Here is a 12,662-nt window from a genome sequence, read left to right as displayed (position 1 = left end):
GCTTCACCCATGAATGCATCGCAAAGCCTTCCACAAGCACAGCGTCAACGTTGCGAAGTCTGGACCCGCGTGATGGGCTATCACCGCCCGGTGGCAGCCTTTAACCCGGGCAAGCAGTCCGAGCACCGCGAGCGGGTGCACTTCACCGAAAGCGCGGCCGGGCGTCCATGAGTCGAGTGCTACGGGTCGGGGGCATGGTGCCCCTGACCACCCTCGATTACCCGGGCCAACTGGCGTGCGTATTGTTTTGCCAGGGATGCGCCTGGCGTTGTCGTTATTGCCATAACCCGCAACTGATCCCACCTCGCGGTAGCGAAGAGGTGGATTGGTGTCGGGTCTTGGCGTTCCTGCAACGCCGCCAGGATTTGCTCGATGCGGTGGTGTTCAGCGGCGGCGAGCCGACCTTGCAGGACGGCTTGGCTTCGGCGATGGAGCAGGTGCGGCAGATGGGCTTTCGCATCGGCCTGCACAGCGCCGGCATCAAGCCGGCGGCGTTCGCCAAGGTGGTTGGCCTGGCCGACTGGGTGGGTTTCGACATCAAGGCCTTGCCCGAAGATGCCCTGGAGGTGACCCGGGTCGAAGGCAGCGGCGCCGCCAACTGGCGCAGCCTCGACCATCTGCTGGCCAGCGGCGTGGATTATGAATGCCGCACCACGGTGCATTGGCATCTATTCGATCCCGAGCGATTACTGACATTGGCCCGGCGCTTGAGCGAACGGGGCGTTACCCGCTTTGCCGTGCAACTGGTGCGCACCGCGCGGATGCTCGACCCGCATCTTTCCAGCGTCTCGGCGCATGCCTTGCAACCGGAGCTTTGGGCTGCGATGCGTGAGTTGTTTTCTTCGTTTGTATTGCGCAGTTGAGGGCACGCTGGATTGAGTGATTGCCCGCCAAACCCCTGTGGGAGCGGGTTTGCTCGCGAAAGCGGTGGGTCAGTTTGCGATGATGTTGGATGTACCAACGCCTTCGCGAGCAAGCCCGCTCCCACAAGGGTTTCGTGTTGAACCAAGATGTTGTGAGCACCCGCTCCCACAGGGTTTAGTGTGTCACCACCCCCAAAACTGCAACCACCAACCATAACCCACCAAACCGCTGGCCACTGTCAGGCAGGCGAGGGCGGGTAGTCGCTGGAGGGGTGATGCTGCGCTGTGTTCCAGCCGTTTCCAACCCAGCCACAGGCTCCAGGCCATCGCCGCCACCAACAGCCCGGCCCGAGCCGGCTGCACCCACTCGAGCAACAACCCTTCATAGCGCAGCAGTTTGACGGTAGTGGCCGACAGGCCGAGGAACAGCCCCGCACCACCCATGGGCGTCAGGGTGATGGCCAGGGGCAAATATTCTGCGCGATTGCCCGCCAGTCGTGCCGCCAGGCGCATCAATAGCATCAGCGAAGTGCCGAGCAGCAAGGCACTCAAGCCGAGATAGGCGAGGATGCAAAAGCCATCGAGCCAGCTGAAGCTGTCGTTGAGTTGCGGATAGTGCGTCAATAGCCACCAAGGCGCGTTGTCTTGCAACGGCCAGAGCAGCTCATGCGCCACCAGCCATTGGGCCAATGCCTGCTTCAAGGCGATGAACCAGGGACTGACGGTCCATTGAAAGGCGCCCATGGCCAGGCCGATGACACCGAACAACAGCAGACGTGCATCCCAAGGCGAGAGCGTGCCGGCTGTGGCCTGGAGGATTTCCTCGCTGCTGGAGCGGGCGATCAGGCGCACCGCATCGCGCTGGCCGCTGCAACGGCCACAGGCGTGGCAATCGGCGGCGCCGCGCATTCGGCGGATATCCAGCAAGGGCGCGCAATTGGGGGGAGGGCGACGCGGGGCGCGGTTTTCCTGCCAGCGTTGCTCGTCCACCTGAAAGTGCAGCGGTGCCAGGCGCGCAAGTAGGGCGAAGACGCCACTGACCGGGCACAGGTAGCGGCACCACACCCGTTTGCCGGGGGCGAACAGCAGGCCGACGATGACTGCCGCGACGGTCGAGCCGCCGAGGATCAGCAGCGCGGCCTGGGCATAGTCGTAGACGCTGATGAGTTGGCCGTAAATCGTCGTCAGGCAGAACGCCAGGGTTGGCCAGCCGGCCCAGCGCAGGCCTCGCGGCATCCCCAGCCCCTTACCGTAGCGACTGGCCCATTCGCTCAGCGCGCCTTCGGGACACAGCACACCGCACCAGAGCCGACCGAACAGCACGATGGAGAGCAGCACGAACGGCCACCACAAGCCCCAGAACAGAAACTGTGCCAGCAACGTCAGGTTATCCAGCAGCCGCGCCTGACTGCTGGGCAACGGCAGCAGCGCGGGCACCACCAGCAGCACCGCATAGAACAGCACCACCATCCATTGCACGGCACGAATGGTCGCGCCGTGGCGCCGCATGCCGTCGCCCAGGCGCTGGAGCCAGGGGTTCAGGTAAGGCATGGCAGGTTTTCCGTCTTGCGTGGTCGCAGCCAGCCGACGACGACCAGCCAATAGCCGAGCCACACCAGCAACGTCAGCGCACTGGGACTGGCGCGATACCCGGCGAAATCGGCGAGGAAACCGCCCAAGCCATGGCCGTCGTCGAGCAGTGTGCTGCTGTCCCACAGCCCTTCGCCAATGCCGCGATACACCGCCTCGGGCCAGTCCATCGCGAGCAGTTGACCGCCGACGCGCTCGATGCCGCTGACCAGCAACGCCGCTCCCAACAGCAGGAGAATCGCTTCGCTGATGGCAAAGAACCGTGGCCATGAAATGAACCGGCGGCTGCCATGCAGCACGTAGACGGTCAGCAGCGACAGCACCAGGCCGGCCGCCGCGCCGATGGCGAACAGACCCAGTGACGGTCCTTGTAGACGGGCACCGGCGCCGTACAGGAACATCACGGTTTCGCTGCCTTCGCGGCTGACCGCCAACAATGCCAGCACCAACAGTCCCAAGCCGCCCTGGCGGCTCAGGCGCTGGTCGGCGTCGCGTGTCAGGTCGTGCTTGAGCGTCCTTGCGTTGCGGTGCATCCAGCTGACCATCTGCACGATCAGCACGCTGGCGATCAACGCCAGTGACGCCTGGAACCATTCGTTGGCCGCGCCGCTCATGGTTTCGCCGGCCAATACGATCAGGCCGGCCAGCACGCCCGAGAGCAGCAAGCCCAGCGCCGTGCCGGCCCAGACATAGCGCAGCAGTCGACTGGCCTGTTGTTGGCGGCTGGCCCAGGCCTGGAGAATGCCGATGACCAGCAAGGCCTCGACGCTTTCGCGCCAGACAATAAACATCGATTGAGTCATGCAAACGCCTCCTGCGGGACGATTACCGGGCGAGGATGCTGCCTTCGGGCAGTTGCGGATTGAATTCATCGAAAAACGGGTAATGACCAGGCCGAAGCGGATGAATCACCACGAAGGAGGTGACGCCGGGTGACAAGACTTTTTCCACGCGCAGCGGCGTGCTCTCGAACTCCGCCGGACCCTGGCCGTCGTTCTTCAGCACGATCTTGAAGCGTTGCCCGGCCGCCACCTCCAGTTGCGCCGGGGTGAAGCGTCCATCGCGCATACTCAACTCATAAGTCGGTAGCTCGGCATGGGCGATGGAAGGCAAGGCCAGGCCGGCCAGCAGGCACCCGGCCAGGCATCGATGGCGCGTGGGATGCGACCGGCGGGTCGGTTGGCCCATGGTCAGTACCCACCTTTTTTACCGATCCCGGCGTAGACGAATTCGTAGTGCAGTTCGCAACGCTCGAACCAGGGCGCCACGCCGGTTTCCTTGTCGGTATGACGACCGAGGGAAGCATGGCCGCCAGGCGGCAGGATGGTGAAGGTCAGTTGGTATTTGCCGGGGCCGAGCAGCTTGACGTTGTCGCCGTAGTGCGGCCCGTCATTGGCGACCATGGCGTGGAAGTCGCCCTTGAGCTCGGTGTCGACGCCTTGCTTTTTCAGTTGGAAGGATACGTTGAGGTAAGGCACGAAGCTGCCTTCCTGGAAGCCTTGCTTGCTGTCCGCCGTGGCACGAATATCGGCTTCCAGGTGCACGTCCGAATCGGCCGTGGCGCGCATCATTCCGGCCGGCGCCATTTCAATGGGCTGCAAATACACCGCGCCGACTTCCAGCCCCGGGCACAGTTGAGGTTCGCCGATGGGGTATTCCTTGGCCTGGGCCAGCGGTGCGAGAAACAGCAGGGCGAGGGATAGGGGGGCGAGGGTACGCATGAGGACTTCCTAAACGGATAAAAGATGGCCGAGTCTAGGAGGCTTCGCTGCGAATAATAATGATTCTTGTCAATTTTCAGCGTGAATGTGCGAACGCCAACACTTATTGATCAGGCAGGGCTGTTCTTGATCAGAATCAAGGGCTGCCGAGCCTCGACGCGGTACGGTGCGGGTACACCCACTCGTTATGCGGGGTCGTCATGGCAAAGCCGTTTCCCATCAGTCCCAAACATCCCGAGCGCATTTGCTGGGGGTGTGATCGTTATTGTCCGACCCATGCCTTGGCCTGTGGCAACGGTGCCGACCGAACGATGCACCCGGCCGAGATGATCGGCGAGGACTGGTACCTGCACGGTGATTGGGGGCTGGAGTTGCTCGACATTACCGCCAAGGTCATCGATCCCAGCGCCACTTATCTGAAGGAATGAAGTGCCCCCGTGGCGAGGGAGCTTGCTCCCGCTGGGTTGCGCAGCGACCCCAAGATTTTGCGGGCGCTGCGCACCCGAGCGGGAGCAAGCTCCCTCGCCACAGGAATCAAGCTAGCCACAGGGACAGGCAGGCCTCGGGGACTTGCAGTCTCAAGTGACCAGCAAGCTTCAAGTGCAAAGCATGGCTCGGACAATCACAACTTCGGCAACTGCCCGATCCGCCCCATCATCTCGGTCACGATCTGCAGGTCCAGCAGGAATTGCTCCACGGTCTTGAACTCGTTGTCGTTATGACCGGTGTACTTGACGTCGGGCATGGCCAGGCCGAACTGCACGCCATTGGGCAGATCGTGAACCGACGTGGCGCCGGCCGAGGTGCCGTACTTGTGCTCCATGCCGAGGTTTTCGGTGGCGACCGCCAGCAGCGCCTTGACCCACTCGCCCTCGGGGTTGCGGTACATCGGCTCGTCGATGGAGTAGTCGAACGCCACCGCGACGTGGGACTTCTTGCTCCAGGCGTCCAGCTTGTCGGCAATATCTTTCTTCAGCGCCTCAGTGGTCTTGCCCACCGGCACCCGCAGGTTCACCGCAAGCTTGAAGGTCTTTTCATCCATCCCGACGTAAGTCAGGGAGGCGGTCAGCGGGCCCATGAACGCGTCGGAATAACCGATCCCCAATTGCTTGCCCAGGTAATCCAGGCCCCAGTTATCGGCGGCGTAGCGGGCGGCGTCGGTGATGTGGTTATGCTTGAGCGCGACCTTGCTGCCCAGGCCATTGATGAAGTCCAGCATCCTTGCCACAGGGTTGACGCCCGACTCCGGCTCGGAGGAGTGCGCAGAGACCCCGATGAAAGTCAGCTGGACATCTTTGCCGACGACCTTGGAGGTGACCTCGAAGTTGCCGCCATTGCGCTTGGCGTAGTCGTTGCCGGCCTTCAGCAGACTGGCGGCCAATTCGGCGGGCTTGTCGCCGATGAAAGTGGCCACCGACGTCGACGGGATCTGATTGGTCGCCAGGCCGCCGGTCAGTGCGGTGATTTCGGCGCCCTTGCCTTGGGCATTGCGTCGGGCAAAGTTGGCCATGACGGTGCCGTAGCCTTTCTCGGCGATCACTACCGGGTAGCCGCCATCCAACGCCAGGTTGTAGTTGGGCGTCGGGTTGTGTTCGAAGTAATAGGGGATTGCGTCGCCAGTGGTTTCCTCGGTGGTATCGACCAGCAACTTGAAGTTGCGCGCCAGCGGTAGCTTCTCTTCCTTGATGATTTTCATGGCATATAGCGCCACCACGATGCCGTTCTTATCGTCCTCGGTACCGCGGCCATACATGCGGTCGCCCACCAGGGTCACCTTGAACGGGTCGAGGCGGGTGCCGTCCTTCAGCACCCAGTTTTCCGGCGTCACCGGCACCACATCGGCGTGGGCGTGGATGCCAACGACTTCGTCGCCGCTGCCTTCCAGGGAAATCTCATAGACGCGGTTGTCGATGTTGCGGAAATTCAGGTTGAAAGACTCGGCGAGGCCCTTGATCTTGTCGGCGATCTTGAGGAACTCCGGGTTCTCGTGCTGCGCTACGCCGTCCTTGCGAAAGGTCGGGATCGCCACCAGCTCTTTCAGCGTCTCGGTCGCCGCGTTGCCGTACTTCACTCGGGCATAAAGGCCCAGCAGGCGATGGATTTCGTTCTGCTGTTCGGCCGACAGGGATGTGTTGTCGAGGAAGGCGCTGATGGCCGGGCCGAGGTTAGCGGCGTTGGCGATATCGTTCTTGGCGACCTGTCCGAGGAATTGCCTGAAATCCGTCACCGGTGCATCGGCGAAGGTTTTTACAATGACGGCGTTCTGTTGCGCGGTGATGTTGGCGAAGGCTGGCGTGGTCATCGATGCGAGGCTGGACAGCATCAGCGTGGTCAGGGCCAGTTTTTTGAGCGAGAAGTCCATTGCTGGGGGCATTCCTTTGCAGGCAGGTTAGAAGAGAAGTGTCTGATTAGATGACACAAACGCTTACAACCTAACATTGCTGGGAAGCGGTGGGGGAGCCCTGGGGTGGAATCTGTCGCACGGAAAAGCAAAAAAGACGCAGAAATGAAAGTCGACTCGTCCGCCTGGGCTTCGACTGCCGACATCAACTTAGCTGACCCACCGCCTTCGCGAGCAAGCCCGCTCCCACAGGGAGCGGTGCTGGTCCCAGGCCTTGTGGACTCAATGCGGTGCGCGGGGGATCGTCTTGAGCAGGTCCTCGGGGCTGATGTGGCCGACGACCGCCTGCGCCGTGCTGCCGGGCAGTGGCAGGTCAAGGATGTGGCCCTTGATCTTGCCGACCACATGCATTTCGCAGGGCTTGCAGTCGAACTTCAGCGTCAGCACTTCATCGCCGTGTATCAGCTGCATCGGCGCGACCTTGGTGCGCACGCCGGTGACGCCCTTGGCCTGCTTGGGGCAGAGGTTGAACGAGAAGCGCAGGCAGTGCTTGGTGATCATCACCGGCACTTCACCGGTTTCTTCGTGGGCCTCGAAGGCAGCATCGATCAGCTTGACCCCGTGGCGGTGATAGAAATCCCGGGCCTTCTGGTTGTAGACGTTGGCCAGGAACGACAGGTGCGACTCCGGGTACACCGGCGGCGGACTGGTCTCGGCCTTGCGTCCACCCCTTGGATGAGCCGCCACACGGGCGGTGGTCAGGGCCTCGATGGCTTCGCGGCGCAAGGTCTTGAGCTGCGAATTGGGGATGAAGAATGCCTGGGGCGCATCCAGTTCGATCGCGGTAGCGTGATATTCGGTGGTGCCGAGTTGGCCGAGCAGGTCATGCAATTGCTCAAGGGCCTGTTCCGGTTTGTTGGCCAGGCCGAACGGCCCGTCCAGGGCGACGCTGGCGCTGATGCCTTCCTCGCTGGTGGCGGTCAGTTCCAGGCGTTCTTCACGCAGGCGCGCGACCCAGGCCAGGGCGACGCGGCGCTCGGACGAGGTCTTGAGCAGCGCTTGCTGCCAGTTATGGTCCAGGTTGCGGCTCAGTGGATGGTTGGGGCGCAACTGGTACATGCCCGCCGGCATCTCGTTGGGTTCGACGCGGTAGCGATAACGCTTCTGGCCGTCTTCTTCGAACTCGCCCTTGGGCTCGGCGATGTTGGCCCGGAAACCCACCACCTCACGCTTGACCAGCACGTTGAGGCCGTCGCCGTTGGACAGCGGGTCGAAAGTCACGACTTGCATGTCGCGCTTGCCGACTTTTTCTACCACGCCCACCGGCACGCCGGTAAAGGTTGGCGAATCGAAGGCGCCGATGTCGATCTTGCGCTCGCTGACAAAGTAGTCGGTGCTGCCACGGTGGAAGGTCTTGTCCGGGTCAGGCACGAAGAAGTGAGCGGTGCGGCCGCTGGAGGCACGGGCCAGGTCCGGGCGGTCTTCGAGCACGTCGTCCAGGCGCTGGCGGTAATAGGCCGTGATGTTCTTCACGTAACCCATGTCCTTGTAGCGGCCTTCGATCTTGAACGAACGCACGCCGGCTTCGACCAGGTCGCGGATGTTGGCGCTCTGGTTGTTGTCCTTCATCGACAGCAGATGCTTTTCGTAGGCCACTACCCGGCCCTGGTCGTCCTTGAGGGTGTAGGGCAGGCGACAGGCCTGGGAACAATCGCCACGGTTGGCACTTCGGCCGTTCTGGGCGTGGGAAATGTTGCACTGGCCGGAGAAAGCCACGCACAACGCACCGTGAATGAAGAACTCGATGGCCGCTTCGGTCTCATCGGCGATGGCGCGGATTTCCTGCAGGTTCAACTCGCGGGCCAGCACCAGTTGCGAGAAACCGGCCTGGTCGAGGAATTTTGCCCGCGCCAGGGTGCGAATGTCAGTCTGGGTGCTGGCGTGCAGCTCGATGGGCGGGATGTCCAGCTCCATCACCCCCAGGTCCTGGACGATCAGCGCGTCGACGCCGGCATCGTACAGTTGGTGGATCAACTGGCGGGCCGGCTCCAGTTCGTTGTCGTGCAGGATGGTGTTGATCGTGGTGAACACCCGGGCGTGGTAGCGATGGGCGAACTCCACCAGCCGGGCAATATCGCCCACTTCGTTGCAGGCGTTGTGACGTGCGCCGAAACTCGGGCCACCGATGTACACGGCGTCGGCGCCATGCAGGATGGCCTCGCGGGCGATGGTCACGTCGCGGGCGGGGCTGAGCAATTCCAGATGATGTTTGGGCAAGGACATGTTTTTTTAATCAGGCTGGTCACGGTCGAAGCGAGCATTGTAGCCGCCGGATGCCTTCCAGGCACCTTTGCACTGGGATTGCATGCTACGGACCGATGCGCGGCCATGCCGCGAGGTTCAGTCTTGAGAGGCGTTGGCACTGCACCAGCGGTTTCGCCCGGTGTTCTTGGCCAGGTACAAAAAGGCGTCAGCGGCTTTTATGAGCATGGCCGGGGTCGCGTCCTCGACACTCGGTTGGCCGGTGGTAATGCCCGCGCTGGCCGTGACCAAGCCCAGGGGATGGTCGCCGTGTTCGATGTTCAGGGCCCGGATGGCTTCAAGGATCTGTTGTGCGACTCTGCCGGCACCGGCGCTGTCGGTGTTGGGGAGCAGCACGGTGAATTCTTCGCCGCCATACCGCACGGCCAGGTCGCCCGGGCGCTTGATGGTCTGCTGGATCGCGCCTGCAATCGCGCGCAGGCATTCGTCGCCGGCGGCATGGCCGTATTTGTCGTTGAAGCGCTTGAAATAGTCGACGTCGAGCATGATCAGCGCGAGTGACGAACCCTGGCGCCTGGCCAGGCGAACCTCATCGGCCAAGGCAATGTCCAGCCGCCTGCGGTTGCCCAGCCCGGTCAGGCTGTCGGTCAGCGCCATGTCGCGCATCGTCTGGTGGGCGTTACGAATCTGCGCCTCCATGGTCATTCGGTAGCGCAGCTGGTTCAGCACGATAAGCCCGAAGCCTACGAGTATCACGATCAGGAAAATCAGCACCAGGCTGGTCTTGAGCAGGTCGCGCCGCCAGGGCGCGATGATGGATTCCCGGGACAGGCCGGCTTCCACCACCAGCGGATAGGTGCTCAAGGCCCGGTAGGCGTACAGGCGCTCGGTATCGTCGATGACAGCCTTGGCCTCGGCCGTGCCCTGGTTGGACGTGGGCAGGTAATTCTTGAAGATCACGCTGTTGACCAGGCTCTTGCCAATCACCGATTCGACGAAGGGCCGGCGCACCAGGATGGTTCCGCTTCGCGTGGCCAGGACCAGGGCGCCCTTGTCGTCGATCTTGAAATCGCCGTAGTAGTCCACGAAATAGCTGACCTTGACCGTCCCCAGCAGCACGCCGGCAAAGGAGCCGTCCGGGTTGTTCAAGCGGCGGGAGATGGGAATGATCAGGTCGTTGGTGGATCGACTCTTGATGACGTCGCCGATCCGCACGTCTCGGTCCTCATGGGTGCGGTGATATTGGAAGTAGTCGCGGTCGGCGTTGTTTGCCGGCTCCGGAATGACCTCCTTGTCCGTCACCACCCATTTGCCATCGGGACCATAGATAAACAGTCCATGCAACTGCGGCATGATGGCGGCCTGTTGCACCAGCAGCTTGTGAATGCGCGGGACGTCCATGTTCTCCAAACCGTCGCCCTCCACACGCTCGCTGAGGGCGGCGGTCAGTACATCCACTTGCCGGATGGTGTCTTCGGCGTGCTGGGCTGTGGCCCGCGCCAGGTTCGTCACCGAATCGCGGGCAGACGCGAAAGCCGAGCGATAGTCGCGCCACGTGCGCCAGCCCTCGACGGCCAGGAACGCCACGACCACTACCAACATAAAGCTCACAGTAAGACGCAACGCCGCGCCGGCCCTTGCAGCTTGGGGGGGAAGGGCTGCATCTGGGTTTTCGATCTTTGGCTCTGGTCGCTTGCGTCCCAGCATCAACTATTTCCTTTTACGGCGGGTCTGCGCACGATGGATGCGAAGCCTACCTTATTCGAATTCAGCACGTTAGCGACGGCAACGAGGCCGGCACGGATGGCACCACCCATTGAGATGTCAATAAGTAAAGTAAGGACACAGCCACCGCCTATTTAGTGCCTCATGCGTGTCCAACGGATGATTGTGATGGATACGGAACCTGTAGAGAGAACACTTTCATGAAGATTGGCGTCATTTCCGATACCCATGGCTTGCTTCGTCCGCAAGCCCTTGCGGCACTTCAAGGTTGCGAACGGATCGTCCATGCCGGCGACATCGGCAGCCCCGATATCCTGCAACAACTGGCAGCTTTCGCGCCGCTGCACGTAGTGCGTGGCAACAACGACGTGGGCGCGGAGTGGGCAGGGCACTTGGCCGATTGCCTGCAATTCGATCTGGGCGAATGCCAGGCTTTGCTCGTCCATGACATCGCCGATGTGCCCGTTTCACTTGAACCCGGGGTCAAGCTGGTGATTACCGGCCATTCCCACAAGCCCAGCATCGAATGGCGCGGCGAACGGCTGTACTTGAACCCTGGCAGCGCTGGCCGGCGGCGTTTCAAGCTGCCGGTGACCCTAGCGCTGGTTGAAATGGAGGCCGGCGCGATCGAGGCGCGGATCATTCAGTTGCTGGAATGAAGATTGGAAAAAAGCTGTACAAAAATCTATCTCTGTACAAATATTGAGGCGTCCTTGAGCAACCGGTGACGCACCCATGATCAGGTCATTCGTAGCCTGGAGAAACCTGGTCGGATTGATGATTGGCCTGCTGGCTTTTTACGCTTTCCCGGCCTTTGCGGATTGGCGCAGTGCGTTGCCCGGCGCACGCCTGATCGGGCAAGGCGATTTCACCCGGTTTGGCTTCGATGTCTATCAGGCGCGGCTATGGAGCGCTGCTCCGTCGCCAAGCCTCGACACTGCGTTTGCCCTGGAACTCGATTACCGGCGTTCCATTGGCAAGGAAACCCTAGTCCAGACCAGCCTTGAAGAAATCCAGCGCATCAACGGTGCGCCCCTGGATGCTCAACGGCTGGACGCGTGGCGAACCCATATGCGCCTTGCGTTTGTTGACGTGAAGCCTGGCAGCCGCATCACCGGCGTGTACCTGCCGGGGCACGGGTGTCGCTTCTATGTCGATGAGCAACTGTCCCACGCGATCGACGACCCACCGTTCGCCCGGGCATTCTTTGCCATCTGGCTTGATCCGAAAACTCAAGATAAACAACTCAGAAAACAACTGCTTGGGCTTTAGTCCTCACGTACTACAGGAGATAAGCCATGACGCGTTTTTTGATGGCATTGTTGTTGATGCTGGGCTTGACCAGCTGCGGCAATGTCAATGTCGACCGCTACGCCGACCAGCAACCCCAATTGGACCTGGCGCAGTTTTTCAGCAAGCCCGTCAAGGCCTGGGGCATCTATCAGAAACGTTCGGGTGAGGTGATCAAGCGTTTTGAGGTGAACATTTCCAGTCGCCATGAGGGTGAACGGCTGATCCTGGATGAACGTTTCCTCTACAGCGACGGCACTCGCCAGCAGCGGGTCTGGACCTTGACACCGGATGGCCCCGGGCGCTGGCGCGGTCGTGCCGATGACGTAGTCGGCGAAGCGCAGGGCGAAGTGGCCGGCAATGCGCTGCGCTGGCGTTATAAGTTGAACCTGCCGGTGGACGGTTCGACTTACGTAGTGAGCTTTGATGACTGGATGTATCTGATGGACGAAGACACGCTGATCAATCGTTCGAGCATGAATAAGCTCGGCGTCGAGCTGGGGCAGGTGACCTTGTTTTTCCGTCGTCAGACCGGGGCTGCCCAATGAAGCTTCGAGAGTTGACCGACCTGGCTGTTGAAGGCCGAATCCACGAGTTGGAGTTGTTATCCCTGGAAGGCGGGCTGTACGTGCTCCGTGCCCGGCTGCACAGCGGGCTGCGGACGCTGCTCGATGAGTCGGGCAAGACGATGCAGGTGCGCTCCACCACGCACCTGCGCGAGCTGCTGCGACCCGTGCCGCGTTTGCCGTGCACGCTGGTGCAGCAAGTGGTCCACGACGAAATGTGCGGTCAGCCGGAGGGCCTGATCGAGCCGCTGCGCATACCGCTTTTTCTCGATGAGCCCTGGTGACGGGTTGCCTGCGCCGCTGG

At 61.8% G+C, this 12,662-nt stretch carries 14 protein-coding genes; 7 read left to right on the top strand and 7 right to left on the bottom strand.

Annotated elements, in window-relative coordinates:
• Positions 1-9: 9 nt before the first annotated feature.
• Both nrdD and AD663_RS15140 read left to right on the top strand, forming a co-directional pair.
• Complete coding sequence (nrdD, locus tag AD663_RS15145; protein ID WP_003182303.1) at positions 10-171, top strand: anaerobic ribonucleoside-triphosphate reductase; 162 nt, start codon at positions 10-12, stop codon at positions 169-171.
• Positions 168-863 (top strand): anaerobic ribonucleoside-triphosphate reductase activating protein, encoded by a 696-nt coding sequence (locus AD663_RS15140; RefSeq protein ID WP_053214044.1) that lies wholly within the window; start codon positions 168-170, stop codon positions 861-863. Before nrdD ends, AD663_RS15140 begins: the two co-directional genes overlap by 4 nt.
• A gap of 183 nt (positions 864-1,046) precedes the next feature.
• On the opposite strand, the gene AD663_RS15135 is transcribed toward AD663_RS15140, so the two are convergent.
• The 4 genes from AD663_RS15135 to AD663_RS15120 are packed head-to-tail and all read right to left on the bottom strand — an operon-like array spanning position 1,047 to position 4,174.
• Entirely contained in the window at positions 1,047-2,414 is a 1,368-nt protein-coding gene (locus AD663_RS15135) for a 4Fe-4S binding protein (protein WP_053214043.1), read from the bottom strand.
• Complete coding sequence (locus tag AD663_RS15130; protein WP_053214042.1) at positions 2,402-3,256, bottom strand: FTR1 family protein; 855 nt, start codon at positions 3,254-3,256, stop codon at positions 2,402-2,404. The genes AD663_RS15135 and AD663_RS15130 overlap by 13 nt, the downstream gene beginning before the upstream one ends.
• Before the next feature lie 22 nt (positions 3,257-3,278).
• The gene (locus tag AD663_RS15125; RefSeq protein WP_053214041.1) at positions 3,279-3,641 is read right to left on the bottom strand and encodes a cupredoxin domain-containing protein; all 363 of its coding nucleotides are present in this window, start codon (positions 3,639-3,641) and stop codon (positions 3,279-3,281) included.
• Positions 3,642-3,643: 2 nt separating this feature from the next.
• Positions 3,644-4,174, bottom strand: a complete 531-nt coding sequence (locus tag AD663_RS15120; RefSeq protein ID WP_053214040.1) for an iron transporter — start codon at positions 4,172-4,174, stop codon at positions 3,644-3,646.
• A gap of 200 nt (positions 4,175-4,374) precedes the next feature.
• Between AD663_RS15120 and AD663_RS15115 the strand changes: the two genes are divergently transcribed.
• A complete protein-coding gene (locus tag AD663_RS15115; RefSeq protein WP_033046071.1) occupies positions 4,375-4,602 on the top strand; it encodes a DUF3079 domain-containing protein in 228 nt (75 codons plus the stop codon).
• 194 nt (positions 4,603-4,796) lie between these two features.
• Here AD663_RS15115 and AD663_RS15110 read toward each other — a convergent pair whose 3' ends face one another.
• From AD663_RS15110 to AD663_RS15100, 3 genes are all read right to left on the bottom strand, one after another.
• Positions 4,797-6,536: a dipeptidase gene (locus tag AD663_RS15110; RefSeq protein WP_003182289.1), complete on the bottom strand. Its 1,740-nt coding sequence runs from the start codon at positions 6,534-6,536 to the stop codon at positions 4,797-4,799.
• A gap of 261 nt (positions 6,537-6,797) precedes the next feature.
• Positions 6,798-8,798 carry a U32 family peptidase gene (locus AD663_RS15105; RefSeq protein WP_053214039.1) on the bottom strand — a complete coding sequence of 667 codons (2,001 nt, stop codon included), beginning with the start codon at positions 8,796-8,798 and terminating at the stop codon, positions 6,798-6,800.
• A 117-nt stretch (positions 8,799-8,915) separates the two neighbouring features.
• On the bottom strand, positions 8,916-10,484 hold the full coding sequence (locus AD663_RS15100; RefSeq protein ID WP_053214038.1) for a sensor domain-containing diguanylate cyclase: 1,569 nt from the start codon (positions 10,482-10,484) through the stop codon (positions 8,916-8,918).
• A gap of 218 nt (positions 10,485-10,702) precedes the next feature.
• Here AD663_RS15100 and AD663_RS15095 point away from each other — a divergent pair, with 218 nt between their 5' ends.
• The 4 genes from AD663_RS15095 to AD663_RS15080 all read left to right on the top strand — a co-directional run bounded on the left by AD663_RS15095 (position 10,703) and on the right by AD663_RS15080 (position 12,642).
• Positions 10,703-11,161 carry a metallophosphoesterase family protein gene (locus AD663_RS15095; RefSeq protein WP_053214037.1) on the top strand — a complete coding sequence of 153 codons (459 nt, stop codon included), beginning with the start codon at positions 10,703-10,705 and terminating at the stop codon, positions 11,159-11,161.
• Between the two features lie 76 nt (positions 11,162-11,237).
• A complete protein-coding gene (locus tag AD663_RS15090; RefSeq protein ID WP_371261188.1) occupies positions 11,238-11,774 on the top strand; it encodes a chalcone isomerase family protein in 537 nt (178 codons plus the stop codon).
• A gap of 26 nt (positions 11,775-11,800) precedes the next feature.
• Positions 11,801-12,340 (top strand): DUF3833 domain-containing protein, encoded by a 540-nt coding sequence (locus AD663_RS15085; RefSeq protein ID WP_003182279.1) that lies wholly within the window; start codon positions 11,801-11,803, stop codon positions 12,338-12,340.
• Positions 12,337-12,642, top strand: a complete 306-nt coding sequence (locus tag AD663_RS15080) for a DUF6482 family protein (protein WP_033046065.1) — start codon at positions 12,337-12,339, stop codon at positions 12,640-12,642. Before AD663_RS15085 ends, AD663_RS15080 begins: the two co-directional genes overlap by 4 nt.
• The last annotated feature ends 20 nt before the right edge of the window (positions 12,643-12,662 follow it).

Origin of the sequence: Pseudomonas sp. Q12-87, from assembly GCF_001269755.1 — a bacterium.
GTDB classification, from domain to species: Bacteria; Pseudomonadota; Gammaproteobacteria; order Pseudomonadales; family Pseudomonadaceae; genus Aquipseudomonas; species Aquipseudomonas fluorescens_S.
The sequence above is the reverse complement of the archived record's forward strand: the minus strand, read 5'-3'. Positions and strand labels throughout refer to the sequence as shown.